Annotated in this window: 20 protein-coding genes; 14 read left to right on the plus strand and 6 right to left on the minus strand. The window is 46.4% G+C overall.

Going from position 1 to position 21,398, the window contains the following annotated elements:
* Positions 1–28: 28 nt before the first annotated feature.
* From DW114_RS05735 to DW114_RS05790, 12 genes are all read left to right on the plus strand, one after another.
* Complete coding sequence (locus tag DW114_RS05735; RefSeq protein WP_117452822.1) at positions 29–1,537, plus strand: DNA methylase; 1,509 nt, start codon at positions 29–31, stop codon at positions 1,535–1,537.
* A gap of 18 nt (positions 1,538–1,555) precedes the next feature.
* A complete protein-coding gene (locus DW114_RS05740; protein ID WP_117452823.1) occupies positions 1,556–2,272 on the plus strand; it encodes an AAA family ATPase in 717 nt (238 codons plus the stop codon).
* Positions 2,273–2,292: 20 nt separating this feature from the next.
* Positions 2,293–2,712, plus strand: a complete 420-nt coding sequence (locus DW114_RS05745; protein ID WP_117452824.1) for a YolD-like family protein — start codon at positions 2,293–2,295, stop codon at positions 2,710–2,712.
* On the plus strand, positions 2,712–3,470 hold the full coding sequence (locus tag DW114_RS05750) for a vWA domain-containing protein (protein WP_199483500.1): 759 nt from the start codon (positions 2,712–2,714) through the stop codon (positions 3,468–3,470). The genes DW114_RS05745 and DW114_RS05750 overlap by 1 nt, the downstream gene beginning before the upstream one ends.
* Positions 3,470–4,129, plus strand: a complete 660-nt coding sequence (locus DW114_RS05755) for an SIMPL domain-containing protein (RefSeq protein WP_117452826.1) — start codon at positions 3,470–3,472, stop codon at positions 4,127–4,129. Before DW114_RS05750 ends, DW114_RS05755 begins: the two co-directional genes overlap by 1 nt.
* A gap of 235 nt (positions 4,130–4,364) precedes the next feature.
* Positions 4,365–4,694 (plus strand): plasmid mobilization protein, encoded by a 330-nt coding sequence (locus tag DW114_RS05760; protein ID WP_071699565.1) that lies wholly within the window; start codon positions 4,365–4,367, stop codon positions 4,692–4,694.
* Entirely contained in the window at positions 4,655–6,022 is a 1,368-nt protein-coding gene (locus tag DW114_RS05765; protein ID WP_199483498.1) for a relaxase/mobilization nuclease domain-containing protein, read from the plus strand. The genes DW114_RS05760 and DW114_RS05765 overlap by 40 nt, the downstream gene beginning before the upstream one ends.
* Positions 6,023–6,191: 169 nt before the next feature.
* Positions 6,192–6,404, plus strand: a complete 213-nt coding sequence (locus tag DW114_RS05770) for a helix-turn-helix domain-containing protein (protein ID WP_071699564.1) — start codon at positions 6,192–6,194, stop codon at positions 6,402–6,404.
* A 65-nt stretch (positions 6,405–6,469) separates the two neighbouring features.
* On the plus strand, positions 6,470–7,888 hold the full coding sequence (locus DW114_RS05775; RefSeq protein WP_117452827.1) for an NYN domain-containing protein: 1,419 nt from the start codon (positions 6,470–6,472) through the stop codon (positions 7,886–7,888).
* 88 nt (positions 7,889–7,976) lie between these two features.
* Positions 7,977–10,742 (plus strand): type I restriction endonuclease subunit R, encoded by a 2,766-nt coding sequence (locus DW114_RS05780; protein WP_117452828.1) that lies wholly within the window; start codon positions 7,977–7,979, stop codon positions 10,740–10,742.
* Between the two features lie 12 nt (positions 10,743–10,754).
* The gene (locus tag DW114_RS05785) at positions 10,755–12,323 is read left to right on the plus strand and encodes a type I restriction-modification system subunit M (protein WP_117452829.1); all 1,569 of its coding nucleotides are present in this window, start codon (positions 10,755–10,757) and stop codon (positions 12,321–12,323) included.
* A gap of 2 nt (positions 12,324–12,325) precedes the next feature.
* Positions 12,326–13,546 carry a restriction endonuclease subunit S gene (locus tag DW114_RS05790; RefSeq protein WP_117452830.1) on the plus strand — a complete coding sequence of 407 codons (1,221 nt, stop codon included), beginning with the start codon at positions 12,326–12,328 and terminating at the stop codon, positions 13,544–13,546.
* Here the strand turns inward: DW114_RS05790 and DW114_RS05795 are convergent.
* Positions 13,539–14,111 (minus strand): restriction endonuclease subunit S, encoded by a 573-nt coding sequence (locus DW114_RS05795; RefSeq protein WP_147323133.1) that lies wholly within the window; start codon positions 14,109–14,111, stop codon positions 13,539–13,541. The genes DW114_RS05790 and DW114_RS05795 overlap by 8 nt on opposite strands.
* A 266-nt stretch (positions 14,112–14,377) precedes the next feature.
* On the opposite strand from DW114_RS05795, the gene DW114_RS05800 reads away from it, so the two are divergent.
* Entirely contained in the window at positions 14,378–15,436 is a 1,059-nt protein-coding gene (locus DW114_RS05800; RefSeq protein ID WP_199483496.1) for a restriction endonuclease subunit S, read from the plus strand.
* Here the strand turns inward: DW114_RS05800 and DW114_RS05805 are convergent.
* Positions 15,429–16,466 (minus strand): restriction endonuclease subunit S, encoded by a 1,038-nt coding sequence (locus DW114_RS05805; protein ID WP_199483494.1) that lies wholly within the window; start codon positions 16,464–16,466, stop codon positions 15,429–15,431. The genes DW114_RS05800 and DW114_RS05805 overlap by 8 nt on opposite strands.
* Before the next feature lie 215 nt (positions 16,467–16,681).
* Between DW114_RS05805 and DW114_RS05810 the strand changes: the two genes are divergently transcribed.
* Entirely contained in the window at positions 16,682–17,629 is a 948-nt protein-coding gene (locus DW114_RS05810) for a site-specific integrase (protein WP_117452833.1), read from the plus strand.
* Between the two features lie 272 nt (positions 17,630–17,901).
* Here DW114_RS05810 and DW114_RS05815 read toward each other — a convergent pair whose 3' ends face one another.
* The 4 genes from DW114_RS05815 to DW114_RS05830 form a co-directional block, all read right to left on the minus strand.
* Positions 17,902–18,417, minus strand: coding sequence for an SLOG family protein (locus DW114_RS05815; RefSeq protein ID WP_117452834.1), 516 nt, complete (start codon positions 18,415–18,417; stop codon positions 17,902–17,904).
* 140 nt (positions 18,418–18,557) lie between these two features.
* The gene (locus DW114_RS05820; RefSeq protein ID WP_117452835.1) at positions 18,558–18,893 is read right to left on the minus strand and encodes a helix-turn-helix domain-containing protein; all 336 of its coding nucleotides are present in this window, start codon (positions 18,891–18,893) and stop codon (positions 18,558–18,560) included.
* 514 nt (positions 18,894–19,407) lie between these two features.
* Positions 19,408–21,168: an antirestriction protein ArdA gene (locus DW114_RS05825; RefSeq protein ID WP_199483493.1), complete on the minus strand. Its 1,761-nt coding sequence runs from the start codon at positions 21,166–21,168 to the stop codon at positions 19,408–19,410.
* Between the two features lie 13 nt (positions 21,169–21,181).
* A complete protein-coding gene (locus DW114_RS05830; RefSeq protein ID WP_117452837.1) occupies positions 21,182–21,397 on the minus strand; it encodes a transposon-transfer assisting family protein in 216 nt (71 codons plus the stop codon).
* Position 21,398 lies beyond the last annotated feature (1 nt).

The following is a 21,398-nucleotide window of genomic DNA, read 5'->3' on the forward strand; positions in this document are numbered from 1 at the left end:
TTCTGATCTGCGCAAGGAGGTATAGAAGATGAAACAACACACATACATCGCAATCGACCTGAAATCCTTCTACGCCTCCGTGGAGTGCAGGGAGCGCGGCTTAGATCCTCTGGACACAAACCTCGTCGTTGCGGATGAAAGCCGCACCGACAAGACTATCTGCCTTGCCGTTACGCCTTCCCTCAAGAGCTACGGTATCTCCGGGCGCGGACGGCTATTCGAGGTCAAGCAGCGCGTGAAGGAATCGAATGCCGGACGGCAGCACGACGCGCCGGGACACAGGCTGGACGGCACATCGCACTTCTTCTCGGAGCTTCAAGCAAACCCGTCTCTGGCGATTGACTTCATCATTGCACCACCTCGGATGGCGTACTACATGGAGTACAGCACTCGCATCTATCAGGTTTACCTCAAGTACATTGCGCCGGAGGACATCGTGGTCTACTCCATCGACGAGGTGTTCATGGACGTGACGGACTACCTGAACACCTACAAGCTCTCCGCCCATGACCTCGCCATGAAGATCATCCTCGACGTGCTTGAGACAACCGGCATCACGGCAACCGCTGGGATTGGGACGAATCTTTTCCTCTGCAAAGTGGCAATGGACATTGTGGCGAAGCACATCCCCGCCGACAAGAACGGCGTCCGCATTGCGGAGCTGGATGAGATGAAGTTCCGGCATGAGCTTTGGACACATCAGCCCCTCACGGACTTTTGGCGCGTGGGTCGAGGTATTGCCAAGAAGCTTGAGCAGAACGGGATGTTCACAATGGGCGATGTCGCCCTCTGTTCTGAGCGGAACGAGGACTTGCTCTATAAGCTCTTCGGCAAGAATGCGGAATTGCTCATCGACCATGCGTGGGGCTGGGAGCCGACTACCATTGAAGCAATTAAAGCGTATCGTCCCAGTTCCAATAGCCTCAGCTCCGGTCAGGTATTGCACTGTCCCTATGAGCCGCAGAAGGCGAAGCTGGTTGTCCGGGAAATGACGGACTTGCTTGTGCTGGACTTGGTGGACAAGGGACTTGTCACCGATCAAATGGTTCTCACCGTGGGCTATGATATTGAGAACCTGACCGACCCAGCACGACGGGCAAGGTATCACGGCGCAGTCGAGAAAGATCCCTATGGGCGGGAGATTCCCAAACAGGCACACGGCTCTATCAATCTCGACAGTCACACATCCTCTACCCGCAAAATAATGTGTGCTGTGTCAGAGCTATTTGACCGGATCGTGGACAAGAATCTGCTTGTCCGCCGTATGTATGTTGTGGCAAATCACGTCCTGCCGGAAGCGGACGCGCCGAAGAAAAACGACGGTGCTATCCAGCTTGACCTCTTCACGGACTATGCCGCCGAAGAGGAAAAGCAGAAAGCCGAGGACGCCGCTTTGGAGCGTGAGAGAAAAATTCAGAAGGCGGCTCTCGCCATCAAGAAGAAGTACGGGAAGAACGCCATCCTCAAGGCGATGAATCTTGAAGAAGGCGCAACTGCAAAAGACCGCAATGCGCAGATCGGCGGGCATAAGGCGTAACGCGAAAGGATTAGAGCAATGAATTACTTGACCGGAATAAGACTCAATGGGTTTCCAGAACAATCATCATATCTTGCTAACTTGCCAGTAGTCAAATACCTACAATCACTTGAAGAATTGGCTTTTGAAAAACCGGTAACTTTTTTCGTTGGTGAAAATGGGACGGGCAAATCGACATTACTTGAGGCGATTGCGGTTGCATTGGGCTTTAATCCAGAGGGAGGGTCCAGAGATTTCTCCTTCTCAACAAAATCATCACATTCTGTTCTCCATCAGTATCTAACCACCATCAAATCCGGTTATCCCAAAGACGGATTCTTTTTAAGAGCAGAAAGCTTTTATAACACGGCAACATATTTAGATGAGCATAGCACTCTCCTTCGTTACGGCGGAGTTTCTTTTCACGCTCAGTCCCACGGAGAGTCTTTTTTGTCCCTTGTAACAAACCGTTTTGAAGGAAACGGACTTTATATTTTGGACGAACCCGAAGCAGCTCTTTCTCCGCAAAGATTGATGTCGTTGATGGTTGCGATTGATGAGCTTGTCGAAGAAAACTCTCAGTTTGTCATTGCCACACATTCTCCTATACTCATGACATATCCCAAGGCTGAGATTCTCGAAATGACCGACACTGGTATACACAAAGTCAAATATTCAGAGACAGAACATTATAAAATCACAAAGCAGTTTTTAGATGACCCTGAACGAATGCTGAGATACTTGTTCCGCGATTAAGGGAAAGGTCAGGATGCGAAATGGAAAAATACAGAGAAATAATTGACCTCCCTCACCACGTCTCCAAGACGCGATCACAGATGCCCATGTCAGATCGAGCAGCGCAGTTCGCACCCTTCGCAGCACTTACCGGATATGACTCCGCCATCAAGGAAACCGGGCGTCTGACCGACGAAAGGATTGAGCTTGACGAGGAAGCGCTGACTGCATTGGACATAAGGTATCAGCTTCTCATGGATGCCTTTGATGACGCGCCGGAAGTCACCATTACCTACTTTCAGCCTGATGAGCGGAAGGCTGGCGGCAAATATGTATCCGCAACCGGCACGATTAAAAAAGTCGATGATTTTGAGCGGCGGATCACTATGCAGGACGGCTCGAAGATTCCGATGGATGACGTTCTAAGTATTGACGGAGAGCTGTTCTCGACCTTAGAATAATGTCGCTTGCCATGCGACCAAACGAAGTGAATACAAAAGTACAATATGACTGTAAGGTGAGACACCAAGCAGTCATATTTTTATATGCGGAGGTACTGAACATGAGAAAGAACTTAACGGAGATCGTATTCATCCTTGACCGCAGCGGCTCGATGAGCGGACTGGAAGCAGACACCATCGGAGGCTTCAACTCCATGATTGAAAGGCAGAAGAAAGAGAAGGGCGAGGCATTGATCTCTACCGTCCTCTTCGACAACGTGAGCGAGGTTATTCATGACCGCTTACCGGTTCAAAAGGTCGAGCCGATGACCGACAAGGACTATTCCGTTCGCGGCTGCACCGCCCTTCTGGATGCTATCGGCGGAGCAATTCATCACATTGGAAATGTCCATAAGTACGCAAGAATTGAGGATGTGCCTGAACACACGCTGTTCGTCATCACAACGGACGGCATGGAGAATGCAAGCCGCCGTTATGATAGCGAGAAGGTCAAGAAAATGATTGAGCGACAGAAGGAAAAGTACGGCTGGGAGTTTCTATTTCTCGGTGCAAACATCGACGCCGTTGAGACGGCAAAGCATTTTGGAATTGGTGCAGACCGAGCGGTCAACTACCACTCCGACCGCGAGGGAACACAACTCAACTATGAAGTGCTGAGCGAAGCGGTTTCCGCTGTCCGTTGCAGCGTACCGCTGGGTACGGATTGGAAAAAGCGTATTGATGAGGACTTCAATTCCAGAAAGGGCGGGAGAAAATAATGAGAACGATCACTGTAAAAGGGACAGGCAATGCCTCCGCCAGACCGGATTACATCATCCTCACCCTGAACATTGAAGTCTTATCCGAAACCTATGACCGCGCAATGTCGGAAGCTGCCGTGAGGATTGAAAAATTGCAGGGTGTCGCTGTCCGCGTTGGGTATCGCAAAGAAGACCTGAAAACCACGAGCTTTGATGTCCAGACAAGGTACGAGAACATTAAGGATCGGCAAGGCAATTACAGGCGAGAGTTCGCAGGATATGCTTGCAGCTATCGCTTGAAGCTTGCCTTTGACTTTGACAGCAAACAGCTTGCAAAGGTCATTTCTGCGATTACGGATTGTGGGGCGCAACCGGAACTCAGCATTGCGTTCACCGTGAAAAACCCGGCAAGAGTCAGCGAAGAGCTACTGACCAATGCGACGGAGAATGCCAGAGCGAAGGCGGAGATTCTTTGTAAAGCATCAGGCAGTACGCTTGGGCAGCTACTCAATATCGACTACAACTGGGGCGAACTCAATGTGTATTCCAGAACAAGCTATGAGCTCGAAGACTGCATTCAGCCTCTTATGGCGATGAGTAAATGCTCCGCGCCAGAGATCGAGCCGGACGATATTGACGTGTCGGACAACGTGGCTTTCACATGGGAAATCCAATGATTTTTTGGCTTTTTTGAAATCCGGTACTCAACAAACGCACTTATTGTGTCCGTTGTAAAGTGAAGGGACATTTCACGGAGGAATCTTCGGGAAATACGATTTTGGGAGATTAGCAAGCACAGCCGGTGTATATACACACGGCGATTTTGGATTAAGGAAACCCTCCCCTTAATCCCGAAAATGCTTGTTGGGATGTCTCCCAAACCCTCTATCTTTACGAAAGGACAAACCGCTTATGGCAAACAGAACACGACCAAATCAGATACTCTTCTTTGTTTCAGATGACGAGAAGCGGATTATCAAAGGAAAGATGAAACAGCTTGGTACAAAGAACATGGGAGCGTATCTTCGTAAGATGGCGATTGACGGTTACATCATCAAAGTGGACTACACGCAGCAGAAGAAACTTGCCGCCGCAGTATCTCGTGCAGCGGCAAATATCAATCACATTTGCCGCCGAATTAACTCCACAGGACACTTCTATGAGGACGATGTTGCAGAGCTGAAAGAAAGGCAGGCTGAGATATGGCGATTACTAAAATCAAGCCAATCCGAGGAACTGTGAACAAGGCTCTCGCATACATTCTTGATCCGCAGAAAACAGATGACCAGCTCTATGTCGCTTCCTATGGTTGCGCTGCCAGCGATGCCGCAGCGAAGGAATTTGAGTGGACAAGAAATCTTGCTGCTCAACAAGGAATGCAGATGCCGAAGGTGATCGCCCGACATCTAATCCAATCCTTTGCGATTGATGAAGTCACGCCGGAACAAGCGCATGAAATCGGTAAGCAGTTTGCCGACGAATGGCTCAAGGGAAAGTATGAGTACGTGATTGCAACGCACATCGACAAGGGGCATTGCCACAATCATATTATCTTCAACGCAGTCAACTATGTAGACTTTCATGCGTACCGAAGCAATAAGAAAACCTATCGTGAGATGCGGCATCTAAGTGATGAGATATGTGCTGAACACGGGCTGTCAGTTATTCCTCCCTCTCAGGGAAAAGGCATGGACTACAAGGAATACACCGAAGCCAAACGCGGTACAAGTTGGAAGCAAAAACTCAAGCAGACCATTGATCGCTGTGTAATCACAGCAAAGGACTACGATGAGTTTTTGAAGCTGATGCAGGACGCCGGATATGAAATCAAAACCGGCAAATACATCTCCTTCCGTGCCGAAGGGCAAGAGCGTTTCACCCGTGCAAAAACCATCGGAGATAACTACACCGAGGACCGGATCAAGGAACGCATTCAAGGACGCAATGCCCGCAGACGGCAGATGCAGAACGGTAGGAAGAACATCTCTCTCATCAGTGATATTCAAAACAGAATTAAGCAGATCGACAGCAAGGGCTTTGAGCATTCTATGAAGATTAAGATCCTCAAAGAAGCCGCCAGAACGCTCAATTACCTCACTGAGAACGAGCTACTTCAATATGCCGATCTTGAAAAGAAAGTCGAAGACATCCATAGTTCTTATGAGCGTACCGGCGCTGACTTGAAAGTCGTTGAAGCGCAGCTCCGAAAGGTGCAGCCGCTTATCAAGAATATCTCAACCTATCAAAAGCTCAAGCCGGTCTATGATGCCTACTCAAAGACGAAGAACAAGCAGAGTTTTCGAGCTGCGCACGAGGCAGAGCTTGTCGTTTTTGAAGCAGCAAAGAGTACATTGCTTGCTATGCAAGATGGTGAAAAACTTCCAAGTATGAAGTCTCTGCAAGCCGAGCAGCAACGCCTTTTGGAAGAGCAGCAGCGTCTCTACGACGAACGAGCAAGGCTCAAAAAAGAGGCTAAAGTGATTGATACCATGAAGGCAAATGTCGATGATTTCCTCAGTCCAACGCTTTCACAGGAGCATGAAAAAGCCAAAAGTAGCGAGTTGGAATAACCACCAAAGCCTGAGCCGTATGAATAAATCGGCTCAGGCTTTCTTCTTCGTAATGCGCTCCATGAACTTGAAATATATTTTGAATTTTTGGAGCATCATATTGAAAATTTGAAGCGTTTGGTGTATAATATAATGAGTCTCACTATAAGCGTTTGAGAGAGGTGCTTTTATGAAGATAAGCTATAAGAAATTATGGGTCATGCTCATCGAAAGAGAGATCCCAAAATCAACTTTACGCAAGGATATAGAGCTGTCTCCTGGCACGATGAGTAAGCTCAATAAGAACGAGGATGTAGCTCTCTCTGTTCTGCTGCGCATTTGCGACTATTTGAATTGTGACATTGGAGATATATGTGAAGCTGTGCGAACGGGCAAGAAGTAGGTCCGAGTTTTCGTGCGGCTATTTTGTTATAGGTAGAGAAAAATACCTCAGCGAAAGGAGCATATATGGATGTCCTTGAGAATGCTGTGACTGAGAAAAATGCCCTCGTTGAAGCGGAGGCGTTTCCCACAGATGATCGAGTCACCTACAAAGACAGCACCTATGAAATTGTTTCTAAGGTTGCATATTTGATTGGTGTTCCGAAACGAATTTTTGATAATGAGCATGAAGCACCCAAAATAGAGATATACGAAAAACTTGATGCAGACAAAACGGCACGGATAATCCGTCATTTGTGTATCATAAGGACAGCGATTGAAAGAAACTTCAAGCATATCAACGAGCGCATGAAGTTTAGTTATCTCACAATCAGCAGTATGCCGGAATACGTGCCGCAGGATAGCCTTCAACAACTAAATGCGGATGGCATTAGTTTTATAAAGAAGTCCAGCACGAAGCTAAGTCAGCATATCGTTGAGATAAACAAGCTGATTTCTGATCGGATCAATAATTGCAAGAAGCTATTTCCTCTTTGGCTGAATTGGCTGTATGTAAAAAACCTCTTTCTCATGCCAGATGGCTTGAAAGAGGAAGGGACAAAAGCAGCAGCAGATATTTATTACGCTCACTTGCTCTTTTATCCTTACCAGATGTATATAAACTGGGAACCGGAGGATGTCGGTAATCTGCTCTATAACGATAAAAAATTCGTGACGCTGCTTTATCAAATGAACGGTGACTACTTTACAGAGTACAGTAAAGTTTCTGATGCTGGAAGTTACATTAAAGGAAGCATCTACGAGTTTATTGGTAGCAGCGAAAAGGTTGTCGTAGTGGTCGATTGTGAAAATTCTGATCCGTACAAGCTCTGCGCTACGCTCAAGAATCTTGACTATCAGTACACACAGAAGATAGCATCCATCATCCTGTTTGATGATGTGCATAGTGCATCTGCTTGGCGTATTCTGGATAGTTTTACCCACATCCCGGTCGAACACATGATGACCGAACGGGTAAAGCAGAACAAGTCTCTGGTCGATGTGATGCTGATTGCCCGAACTTGTCAGGAGCATTACAAAAACAATGTGGATTCCTTTATTTTGGTGTCCAGCGACTCCGACTATTGGGGACTGATTTCTTCTTTACCGGAGGCTCGGTTCCTTGTCATGATAGAGCGCGAAAACTGCGGACCGGATTTGAAGAACGCACTTGTCAATGCCGGTATATTCTATTGCTACATTGATGACTTCTACTCCGGCAATGCAGAGGATATTAAGATCGGCGCACTGTTCAAAGAGATGTATCATTACATAGATCAGGCGGTGCGGCTGAATATCTACGAGATGTTCACAGAGGCGTTAAGAGCGACTCGAATTGAAATGAGTTCTTCGGAACAGAAACAGTTTGTGGACAAGTATTTGAAAACGATGCAAATGTCCATTGCGGATAATGGCGATGTGACATTGGAAATAAGACGAAAATGAGTCCGTTATATCGGACAGTAGCCGTGATAGAATAAAATGAGGATCAGTTGGCAACCAAAAATGATCCTCAAGTATTGGAGATGAAGATATGGCATACCAGAGCGAAGCGGCTCTTGAGCAACAATTCATAGAGCAGCTAAACAAGCAGGAATACAGCACAGTCGATATTCCTGATTATGACGCATTGGTGGAGAACTTCAAAGTTCAGTTTGAAGCCTTCAATGCGCCCAAACTTGATACGCCTATCACCGATAAAGAGTGGGAGCGTATCTTTAACCTTATGCTTGGAAAGTCCGTGTTCCAAAGCGCAAAAATTCTGAGAGACAAGTTTGTCCTTGAGCGTGAGGACGGGACGAAGGTTTACTTGTCTTTCTTCGATCAGGATCACACCAAGAATATCTTCCAAGTTACACATCAGACAACGGTTGTAGGAAAGTATGTCAACCGCTATGATGTAACGATTCTTGTGAATGGCTTGCCGTTGATTCAGGTCGAGTTAAAGCGCAGGGGGATTGACATTCGAGAAGCAGTCAATCAGGTCATGCGCTATAAGAAGCACTCCTATAACGGACTATATCACTTCATTCAGCTTTTCATTGTCTCCAACGGCGTTGATACCAAATACTTTGCCAACTCCGACAGGGACTTGATGTATAGCCTCGCCTTCTTCTGGACGGATTTCAACAACATCCGTATTACCAACCTGAAGGACTTCTCAATCTCTTTTCTGGCAAGGGATCACATCATCAAGATGCTGACACGCTATACCATCCTGAACGATACGGATAAGATTCTGATGGTTATGCGCCCCTATCAGGTGTATGCCGTAGAAGCCCTTATAAGGCAGGCTACGCTCACAAATCGCAACGCCTATATCTGGCATACCACCGGTGCAGGAAAGACGCTGACATCCTTTAAGACAGCTCAAATCCTCGCAGCCAATCCGAACATCAAGAAGGTTATCTTCCTTGTTGACCGTAAGGACTTGGACTCTCAGACCACCGAAGAGTTTAACAAGTTTGAGGCTGGCTCTGTTGATGTCACAGATCGCACAGACATTCTTGTGCGGCAAATGAAGGATAAGAACCGGCAGCTCATTGTCACGACGATGCAGAAGATGGCAAATGCCGTTAAGCGTCCTCAATACGAAAAGGTAATGGACGCATACCGTGACGAAAAGGTTGTCTTCATCATTGATGAATGCCACCGCAGCCAGTTCGGAGATATGCACAAGGATATTGTTCGGCATTTCAAGAAAGCGCAGTTCTTTGGCTTTACCGGTACGCCCCGTTTTGAAGTGAACGGAAAGACGGAGGGCAAGATCACACAGACCACCGAAATGCTGTTTGGGGAATGTTTGCATAACTATCTGATCAAGGATGCTATCTTCGATAACAATGTCCTCGGTTTCCATATTGAGTACATAAAGACGATGGAAGGCGATTTTGACTGGGACGATCCGACATTGGCTGACGCGATTGATGTTGGCGAACTCTATATGTCGGATGAGAGAATGTCCCTCATTGCAAACCACATCGTCCAGAACCACAAAGCCAAAACGAGAAATGGTCAGTACACGGCTATCTTTGCTGTTTCCTCCATTGAAGCTCTTGTCAAATATTACGACATCTTCAAGAAGATCAAACACGATCTGAACATCAGCGGTATCTTCTCCTATGGGCAGAACGAAGATGCCGAGGGCAAGGACGAGCATAGCCGAGATGCCTTGGAGCGTATCATCAAGGACTATAACGAGATGTACGGCACGAATTTCTCTACCGACACCTTCTCCGCGTATCACAAGGATATTTCAGATCGTGTCAAAGGCAAGAAAACGAAGTCTCTGGACATTCTCATTGTCGTAAATATGTTCCTGACCGGCTTTGACAGCAAGCAGCTCTCTGTGCTGTATGTGGACAAGGATTTGAAGTATCATGATCTGCTGCAAGCCTATTCGCGCACGAACCGTGTCGAGAAAGAAACAAAACCGTTTGGTATCATCATTTGCTACCGCAACCTCAAGAAACGGACAGATGATGCGCTGACGCTCTTCTCCAAGAGTCAGGACACCTCCGGCATTGTCGTTCCGGGCTATCAGTATTTTGTTGAGAAGTTCAATGAAATGGTTATGAAGCTCAAGGAAGTGGCACTCTACCCTGAGTCCGTCGATACCATGCAGAGCGAGGATGACCAGAAGAAGTTTGTCATCACTTTCCGTGAGCTGACAAAATACCTCCAATCTTTGCAGACATTCATTGAGTTCAGCTTTGATCAGGATGCGCTCATCATGTCCGAGCAGGAGTATCAGGACTACAAGAGCAAGTATCTGATGCTTTACTCCCGGCAAAAAACTGATCGAGAAGTCGTATCTGTCCTGAATGATGTGGACTTCTGCATTGAGATCATGGAGAGTGACCGCATCAATGTTGCCTATATCATGAACTTGATCCGCAACATCCACTTTGATGACAAGAAGCAGAAGGACTACGACATCAAGCACATCAAGGAAGAATTGAGCAGGACGGATAATCCGCAGTTGCTTCGCAAGGTTGAAATTCTTCAAGCGTTCTTGGATCGTGTCGTTGTTGGACTTGAAAGTGCGGATGAGATTGACGCTGCATACAACGACTTTGAAAATGAAGCAAAACGAGAAGAGATCGTTGCTTTCGCAAAGACTGAGGATATTGATTCCTCCATGCTGACGGACATCATTTCTGAGTATGAGTTCTCCGGCACAATGGATGCAGGAAACATCCGTGACCGTATTGAGAAGCCCATGCCGCTGCTCAAGAAGAGGTCTTTGGTCAACCGGATCGTCGAATTTATCCGGCAGCACACAGAGAAATACCAATAAGGAGAGAGAACAATGGATAATTCTATTCAGGCTCACCAGAAAGAGCTTTGCAACAAACTATGGGCGATGGCAAATGCCCTGAGAGGTAACATGGAGGCATACGAGTTCAAGAACTATATCTTGGGCATGATCTTCTATTACTACCTCTCCGACAAGACTGAGAAGTACATGGTTAATCTTCTCAAAGACGATAATATCAGCTACGAGGATGCTTGGAATGACGAAGAATACAAGGCTGCCATCGTAGAAGAAGCTCTGCGTGACCTCGGCTACATCATCGAACCGGAATATTTGTTCCGTAAGATGGTCAAGATGGTTGAGAACCGTTCCTTCGACATTGAGTTCTTACAGAAAGCAATCAACGCTCTGATGGAATCCACTATCGGCAACGATTCGCAGGAAGACTTTGACGGATTGTTCTCCGATATGCAGCTCGATTCTACGAAGCTGGGGCATACCGTTAAAGATAGAAGTGCTGTCATGGCAAAAATCATTGCTTCTCTGGACGAGATCAATTTCAGCGTGGATGACACAAAGATTGATGTGTTGGGCAATGCCTACGAGTACCTAATCGGTCAGTTCGCTGCCACAGCCGGTAAGAAAGCCGGTGAGTTCTATACGCCTTCGGGTCCTGCCGAGCTGCTGTGCCGCCTTGCTTGTCTTGGCTTGACCGATGTTAAGGACGCAGCCGATCCGACTTGCGGTTCCGGCTCTCTGCTGCTTCGCCTCAAGAACTATGCAAATGTGCGTAACTACTACGGTCAGGAATTGACCTCGACCACCTATAACCTTGCCCGAATGAACATGATCCTTCGTGGCATCCCGTATCGTAACTTCAATATCTACAATGGCGATACGCTTGAGCATGACTACTTCGGAGACATGAAGTTCCGTGTTCAGGTTGCAAATCCTCCGTATTCTGCAAATTGGTCTGCTGATATGCACTTTATGGAGGACGAGCGTTTCAATGAATACGGCAAACTTGCGCCTAAGAGCAAGGCTGACTTTGCTTTTGTGCAGCACATGGTTTACCACATGGACGAAGACGGACGAGCTGTTGTCCTGCTTCCTCACGGCGTTCTGTTCCGTGGCGCAGCGGAAGAAGTGATCCGTAAGCACCTGATTCAAAAGCTGAATGTGCTGGACGCGGTTATCGGTCTTCCTGCAAACCTCTTCTTTGGCACAGGCATTCCGGTATGTGTTCTTGTCCTCAAGAGGGAGCGCAACGGCAACTCTGATAACATCCTCTTCATTGATGCGTCCAACGACTTTGAAGCCGGAAAGAATCAGAATATCCTCCGTGAGTGCGACATTGATAAGATCGTCGAAACCTACGAGCATCGTGTGGATGTCGATAAATACGCCCATGTTGCTACAATGCAGGAGATTGAAGAGAACGGATTCAATCTGAACATTCCTCGCTATGTAGATACCTTTGAGCCGGAAGAGGAAATTGACCTCAATGCTGTTGCAGCAGAAATCCGCAATATTCAGGCTGAAATCAAAGGCATCGACGCACAACTGAAACCGTTTTTCGATGAGCTGGGACTTGATTTCCCCTTTGATGTGGAGGGCAAATAATTATGGCAAATGTATCCTCAAGTAACGGTCTTGAGAAGCGTCCGAGATTAGCATTTAGAAACACAGATGGATCGCATTTCCCTTGTTGGAGACAGACTTCTCTTAGCTGCATTATCGAGCCATACTCAGAAAAGGTGTACGGAGAACATGACTATGAAGTTTTAACATCCGCTCGCGAAGGTCTTCAAAGACAAGAAGATCATTTTGGTTCTAAACAGCGGCATGATACAGACGGGTATAACATTATACCTTTTGGTTACTGCACATATCGAAACAGAAGCGATGACGGGAAGTTTGCATTTAACATCAATACCATAAGTGAAAAGGCTATCGTAAGTAAGTTTTATCCAGTATTCAGATTTACTAATGCAAATAGCACCTTCATGGCAGAGTTTCTTAATTCATCACCGCGTGTAAAGAAAAAGCTGTCAGTACTTGCAGTTGGCACAAGTCAGGTAGTTCTCTCATTTGAGGCTTTGAAGGCTGCAAAATTCGATTTGCCGTGTAAAGATGAGCAGGACAAGATTGCCGCCTTTTTGGAGTGCTTGAACGCACGGATAGAAAATCAGCGCACATTAGTAGTCGCCCTCAAGAAGTATAAAAGAGGTGTCGTTCGTACACTCTTATCCCCAAAACGTTGCAGCATCAAGAATGTTAAGTGGACAACATCAAGAATCGGTGACATCGGTACATTCATAAAGGGCGCACCTTTATCTAAGGCAGATATTTCTTTAGAGGGTACTCCGTTCATCTTGTATGGAGAGCTTTATACAACATATAGTGAGGTCATATCGAATGTTGTTCGTAAAACACAGGCATCGGCGGATAAACAGTATTACAGTCAAATTGGTGATGTTATAATTCCCACCTCCGGCGAAACACCGGAGGAAATATCCACAGCCTCTTGTGTAATGCTCTCAGACATTATTCTTGCCGGTGATCTCAACATCTATCGTTGCACTCAAGTAGATGGACGAATTATGAGTTACATCTTAAATCATGTGGTAAATGATAGAATTGCTCGTATAGCTCAAGGAAAGTCCGTTGTTCATGTTCAAGCGGCTGAAATATCCAAGATTGAAATAACTTATCCAGATCCGTTCTCTCAAAAGACAATCATAGCAATTTTAGCTGCAATTTCAGACCGGATAGATCAGAGCAACGCAGAACTTAGGCTGCTGCACGAGCTGCGCAAAGCACTATTGCAGAAATTATTTATATAAATAAGCGTTGGAGCAATCCTTTTTTGTACTCAATAAGGCGATCATAAGACGCTACATGAGATACTATAATACGATCAGTAGTTTCAAGAATGTCAACTGTCGCTTGCTGGTCATCCTTTGACGGGATCAGATAGCCGCTTTTTGCGATTGTTGACCACTCAGCACGAGGCATTTTCGTTCCAGAACTTACATTAGCTACTTTCATGAACGCCTCTGATTGAATCAGATAGAAAAGATATTTCGGGATCACGATGTCGGTTGGAATCAACGACCACATTTCTGATGAACATACGCACTCCTTCTGGACGAATGCGTACTTTCTCAAATACGGGCGGAGTTTGCCAAACATTACATCTCCGGGCTTGCAAACTGTTTTTATGCTGTTTTGATAGTCGGCACAGGTTGATCCGATGATGCGTCCTGTTTCCTGCTCAATATGCTCAAGTTCGATGCAGACGGCATGAGCATTGCATTTTGGATCGTATTTCTCGCTTCTACGCACTGCCAATTCAGAAAAAGCATAAAAGTCAGCAGTTGAAAACATGGACACATTTTGCGAGAACACGGCAGAAAGCAGACCTCTTTTATACTTCTGATCAAGCAAGCAGAATAGAGCTATATGACCGAAAAAATCCCTTGCAGTAGCGGAATATCTCTGCTACTGCAAGGGATTTACCTTTGCTACAAGCCCCTATTTAATTGCTGAAATAGCCCTCAAGTAACGGTCTTGAGAAGCGTCCGAAACTTCGGTTTCCGGGCTTCGATGAGCCATACAAACAGTGCCGCATTGGTGACATCTATGCAGAGCGAAGTCAGCGCGGAGCATCCGACATGGAATTACTGTCTGTTACAATGAACGATGGTGTCAAGCCCCGTTCCGAGATAGAAGGAAAGGACAATTCCAGCGAGGACAAAAGCAATTATAAGATCGTCCGCAAGGGTGATATGGTCTACAATTCCATGCGAATGTGGCAAGGCGCAAACGGTATTTCTCCGTGCGACGGTATTGTAAGTCCTGCATATACCGTTCTTATGCCCAAGCAAGAGATTAACAATGGATATTTTGCGGCACTCTTCAAAAGCGCGAACCTGATCAATGAGTTCAGGAAGAACTCCCAAGGAATGACATCGGACACATGGAATTTGAAATACCCTCAGATAGAAACGATAAAGGTACAGATTCCCTCTGTTTCTGAGCAGGACAAAGTATCAGAAATGTTCAGTGTCCTTGATGAAAGAATAGCCGCTCAATCGCGGTTGGTTGAATCCCTCAAGAAGTATAAAAGAGGATTGCTTTCTCAACTGATTGCACAGAAGAAAGCGTTTGATACTTCCGGAGAGTGGAAAACGGTTAAGCTCGGTCACATATTCAAAGAAAGGACAGAACGAGCAAAAGGAAATGAGACTCTGTTGGCGGTAACAATCAGCAACGGTGTGCAACGGAGAGACGAAATTGATCTGAAAGATAACTCAAGCGATGACAAGAGCAATTACAAATGTGTTTATATAGGAGATATTGCATACAACACCATGCGAATGTGGCAAGGCGCGAGTGGAGTATCTCCATATAACGGAATTGTGAGTCCAGCCTATACAATAGTTACGCCAATCCGACCAGATCTGCATAACATGACATTCTGGGCATACTACTTCAAATATAGTCCACTGGTGCAGACATTCCAAAAGTATTCACAGGGACTTACATCTGACACATGGAATCTAAAGTTTCCTCAGTTTTCAGAGATCGCTGTTACTATGCCTCCTATATCTGAACAGGATAAAATTGCTGAGTGCTTGTCCGTTTTTGATGAACATTGCAAATGTGAGGATGAAAAGCTGCAAGCACTGTTACAGGTTCGGACATCGCTATTGCAACAACTTTTTATATAAAGAGTTGCTGCATCAAGCCAACGCGAATCTGCAACAATCGTTTATATTCAAACTCAGCAATCTTGATTCTATTGTCAATAGAAGAGATGAGTGCAGAAATATGGCGTTGTTCTTCAATAGACGGCACAGGGACTTTAATATGCCAAAATGTGTTCATATTTATTGATTTGCCATCGCGTATTCCTTCGACAGAAATGCGAAGTTTGCTGTTGATGAACCAGTAAGATCTAAAGAAAGTATAGAAGAACAACGGAATAATTTCATTCCTTGCTCTCAAAATCGTATATGCGGGACTTACAACGCCCTCTTCGTTCACAATTTCCAGCCCACCCTCAAACGAGCGTAAATGAAGTATAAAGTCATTTGGCAATACTCGCTTGTAAGACGAAATCGTTGATTTATCGTAAGCAATTCTTCTATCTACACTGTCACGGGGCATTGTACCTTCTCCCTGCACAATGGTTAAGACAATTTTGTCTGAATATCCCTTATCAGAGATTGGCATAAATAGCTCAGATATTTCCAACTCTGCCCATGTTTGCGGATATGAAAAATTTAGCTTTCTGCTGAATATCCCATCAACGACACCTCTTTTATACTTCTTGAGGTTGTCCACGAGGGACTGCTGTGCCTCTATTCGATGCTCTAACGCAATCATAAAATCTGCGATTTTTCGCTGTTCCGCTGAATCCTGCGGCATGTAATGTTTCGTGTCAAAGAACTCATCGGTTGGCACATTCAAAAGCCCATGATTTCTTGCTCCTTCGGCAGAGATCATGTAAATCTCACGATACCATTTGAGTGAATCAAAGTAGGCTTTTATAAAATCAGAATCGTGTTTCTTGAGTGCAAAGCAAATGTAGAGTGTAGAAAGCGCACCCATATCATAGCGGTCAAGACGCTTGACGGAGCCAAAATCGTACCCGACTGAATAACTCTTGTTGTAGGCATATTCACCATTCTTCAAGAGATAGTAGCCACTCATGTCTTTGCTGGCTACGGTCTTATTGAAGTAGCTGATCTGATCCACAAGCCCATCTTTGGACGAAATTGTGAGAGGCAGACTCGTTTCGTTATTGGTGTTCTTCCGTGTGACACGCTCTGCAAAATCTGAAAGATTCTCAGCTTTCCACGGCTCATCGAAGCCCGGGAACCGGAGTTTCGGACGCTTCTCAAGACCGTTACTTGAGGAATATACTGCCCTGATTATCCCTCCAACGGATAATGTTCGTGGAGGTGGTCAATATGACTAACAATACACAATTCAAGACGCTTGTGAACACTTGGCTAAATCAAAAGCAGCCAATGATCACGCCGTCAACCCATGCCAGCTTTACGCTGATTGCCGAAAATCATCTTATTCCATACTTCGGCAAGCGTAAGATCGGCAGCATCACCGAAACGGACATCCAGAGCTACATTTCGTATCTCCATGATGCCGGTAGGTTGGACAAGACCGGAGGGCTAACGGTAAAGACTATCCGGGATGTGATCCTTGTTCTCAGACTGTCAATGGAGTTTGCGTACAAAGAAAGGGCAATTCCACTGCTGAACTGGGATCTCATCGAGTACCCGAAGGAACTTGGCATTAAGAAGGTTGTTTCTCTCTCAAAAGATCAGGAGCAAGCGCTGATTCAGTGCATCTACATGAACTTGAACAGGAAGACCGCTGGCATTCTAATTGCACTTTTTACCGGAGTACGCATTGGAGAACTCTGCGGATTACAGATGAAGGACATCTCGTTGACGGATAAGACCATCAGCATCAATAAGACTGTTCAGCGCATCTATGACAAAAAGAAGGGCGAGTCCTATCTTCACATCGGACCGCCCAAAACGAAAACTTCTGCAAGGACGATCCCTGTTCCGTCTCTTCTGATGAACATTATCAAGAAGTTCTACACGGATAACCCTAACCACTACTTCTTGACCGGCAAAACAAAGCCGACAGAGCCTCGTACTTATCGGCAGTTCTTCACCCGTTTCCTGAAACGGAACGGATTGGAAAAGGTAAAATTCCATGAGATCCGACACACATTCGCAGTCAGGGCGATTGAGATACCGGAGTTTGATATAAAGTCGCTCTCTGAAATCCTCGGTCATAAGAATGTGTCCTTTACACTGAATGTCTACGGAAGTGCAAACCTCCAACAGAAGGTCAAGTGTATGAATTTACTGAATGATCTCCTGTAATCTTATCCAGTTCTGACTCGGCTTTTACAGTGCAGCAGAAACGAATAACCGTTTCCGGCGATTCAAATTCATTGACTCGATGCGCTGTTCATAGGAGGCACTATTCGACTTTCCGAAACAGAGTGACTTCTTCTTGAGCCGTGAAAGGCTGCACAAAAAAATGAACGCAGTACACGGATTCCACAATCGCGGAATCGTGTACTGCGTTTGTATTTTAGAAATAATTTTTGCGATTTAAGCAAGGATTGATTTGTGGAGGCGTTTTTGGGCATTTATAACCGTTCAACCGTGAGTGTTGCCGGATTGACTTTGATGATTACCTTCCCCTTGCTTTGGGCGTACATCACTGTCTTGCCTGTACCGCTGGGCTTGCCATCCCATACTGCAATGATGTAATCAGCGTGATCTACCATGTACCGATTGCGCTTGTCCATGCAGTCAGGAGTATAGTGCGTTTGAAGAAGCGTTTCTTTATCACATTGAGCAGCAATGCCATAGTACCTTTCGCGCATTGCTGCATTCCACTTGGCTGCCTGCGTTTCGCACGGTATAGCACTCTCAAGCGTAATGCCTGGATAAGTCTTCTTCAGTTCCAGAACGATCTCGGCGGCGTACATATCAACGCCGAGAGCCATGCCAGAGATAAAGTGGGTGACATTTTCATCTGTAATCAAAGAGATAATTTGTTTTTTTAGGGTTTCTTTGAGCGCAATGCAGCGTTCATCATCCTCACGAAAGCCAAAGGGCAAATTTTGAGGTCGGTGTCCGGTGAAGGCACAACTTTTCATATTCTTGATCTCCTTATATGTATTAGCGTGTGTTTCTAAAACGCTTATACATAGATTATAGCATAGAAAATCAAGAAATTTGTAGAAACAAGTCGGCAAAAGAAAAAACTGCGTGAAAAATCACGCAGCCTTCAATGAGCTTACTTCATGTTATCCGCCTCTTGCTGGATCATCAACTCAACCATTTGCAAAATGCGCTTTTGCGCTTCGGGAGGAAGATCAGCAATTTTCTTTGAGAGTTCTGAGGCTTTTGCCTCTCCGCTATGCTCTAAGACATCGCAGAAAATTGAATCAGCGGATGTCTCCAAGCCATTGAGCAAAATAATCAGCTTCTCGCAACGCGGAAATGACATCCCTCTCTCGACGGTGGAAATATAATTTGTGGTCAAACCGGTCTTTTCTGCAAGATCCTCTTGTGTAATACCAAGACGCTCACGGGCTTGCTTAACGCGCTTTCCTATTCGTTTATCAATCATGGGCGTTTACCTGTTCCTTTTCTAAATCGCTCATGAATATTATATGGATTAGAACCATAGTGATACAGAAACACTAATGGTGTCACTATGGATTAGCGAATGATTTTACGGTAAAATTCAAGGAAAAGACACAAAAAAAGAGCCTCTGCCGACACCCGACTGGGCATCGACAGAGGCTCTTTGTGCTACATTGTTGCCTTCAAAGGAAGGTAGAAAATCGACCTTTATTCCTACACTTTCGGTTGGGAACACTTAGATAGGAAAACATACAGGGTAACTTCTCTGTGCCGTTTATAGGACGAGAAATCCTTGATTTTCAACCCTTTTCACAACACAAAACGGGCTTATCTGTCTACTCTGCTGCGTTTGGAAATGTAGCATGGACATCTGACGATTTCAGCCCTGAAACTTTGCTTACAGGAATGGATGCAGCGGCGGCACAAATCATTGTATTTGCGCCGCCCGTCTGTATCGAGATAGAAGCTCCATTCTAACTTCCACTTCTGACTCTTGCTCACAGGTCTATCTCTCCTTTGTGCTTTTGCTTAGGAGGGCATTCCTTTGGAGGATGATCTGCTTTTGCGGACTTGAGCCGATCCATGATAGAGGACTTCTCGCTGCGCTCCGGGACTTTATCTTCCTTCGGACCGTTGTTGATGATCCCGTCAATCATGCCGTAATCATCCTCCATTGCCATCTCAGCCGACTTGAGATAGTTTTCCTTCTCAAGTGCCGCCATCCAGCTTTCCTTACTGATGCCGAGCATCCCGCCCTTTGCAGCATGGTCGGCAATTTCCTTGGCATCCACACATAAGCCTTCGGTGTTATCCGAATAGAGCCGGTAAACCTCACAGCCCTTTTCGAGTGCCTTTTCAGCCGCCTCCTGACCGGCAGGAAGAACGCCAGCCCATGCGTAGCCGTAGTCCTTCATATCCTGAACGGAGAGCGTGGGATCGGGCATTTCCGGCACTTCCTTGACCTCAAGGTCGAGAAGGCGGAGCGTGTCATCGTCAAAGCCGTTGTAGACATCATCAAGGACGAGCTTGCCGCGCTCATCGACAATGATGCAAGCAGCCTCATCGCCGTAGGTGTCATGCTCCATCAGGTAAAAACTGTGACCGCCGACTTCGTGCCGGTCAATGGTGTGCCACGTCCCGATGTGTCCGGCAACCGTCAGACCGGAGGTGTCGGCATTCATCTCAAAGTCCTTCTGCTCAACGCTCTCCTGCTTCTGCTGTTCCTTCGAGATTATGGGAATCGCTACAATCTTATCGCCCAGCTTGACAAACTGCTCCGGCACTTTGAAGTGGTCAGAGAACTTTTGCATCTGCTCTACGGTCAGAGAGCCGAAGCTGTCATCCGTCAAGCCGACTACCATGAATGTTCCGGCAACAACGTCGTAGATGTCACCGTCCTCATCACGCAGAGCGCGGTTCAGGGGCAGACCTTCCAGCTTGCCTTCCTCGTTGCAGACTAAGGCAACCGGGTCTTCGTAGGGATAAATTGCCTCGATGTAGCCGCCGACCTCATGCTGCAAGGACTCCAGCCCGGAGTCAATCTCCTTCACATAAGGCTCCTTTCCCGGCTCGACGATAAGAACCGCGATGGTGCTGTCATGCTCGGCGGCTTCACCTGAGCCGGTAATCCGGTATTCATCGGGAATGTCATCAAGCTCACCGTCAAACTGCCTGTCCCACCTCTCGCTTGCAACGCGGACATAGCCCTCATCGGTGAAACGTCCCTGCTCATCCATCGCAATGTCGCGCCCATAGCGTTCATAGTCGATGTAGTTTGCCAGAGGACCGAGATCCTTTTCAGAGTAAATACCGGCTTCGTGGGCGTAATAATAGCCGAGATCGGATTCGTCGTTGATGCCGGGCATGATGTCGTAGCAGTCCAGATTGAACGTCAGGTTGATGAGATCGTCGATGTCGCTAACCTCATCGCAGCCAGCCTCCATAATGGCAACGAGCTTTTCCTGATCGCTCAGGGAAAGCTCGTCAATCAAAGCGGCAAGGTAGTTGAGCTTATCAAGGCTCTCGTACTCGCCAAGCATCTTCTGGACGCCGTAGATCGGGCATTCGTAGTCGGTGATAAACCACTCTTCGTAGGGCTGACCGAACTCATCCTGCTTGCCGATCCCGATGCGCTCAAAGACTTTCTGCATCTCTTCCTCGGTGGTGGGCAACTTCACCCACTCACCGATCAGCATACCCTCGTTGTACTTGCCAAGGTTCGTGACGAAGGCTTCAAAATCACCGTCTAATACGGGCATAGGCATCCTCCTTTCAGTCATCCATCATGCCGTCCGGCATGATATACAGTTCCTCAAACTCAGCATCGGTCATGGCTTCGAGCTTCCGGACGGTCTTATACATCAGCTCTGCGATCTCGCCGTCCATGTCGTTCAGGGTGACGCTCTTCATATCGTCGATCAGCCGCTTCCGGCTGGACGTATTGAAGCAGCACATCAAGTTGATTTCTTCCACGGTAAAGTTTTTCATA

Origin of the sequence: Absiella sp. AM09-50, assembly GCF_003433845.1 — a bacterium.
Taxonomy (GTDB): Bacteria; Bacillota_I; Bacilli_A; order Erysipelotrichales; family Erysipelotrichaceae; genus Hoskinsella; species Hoskinsella hominis.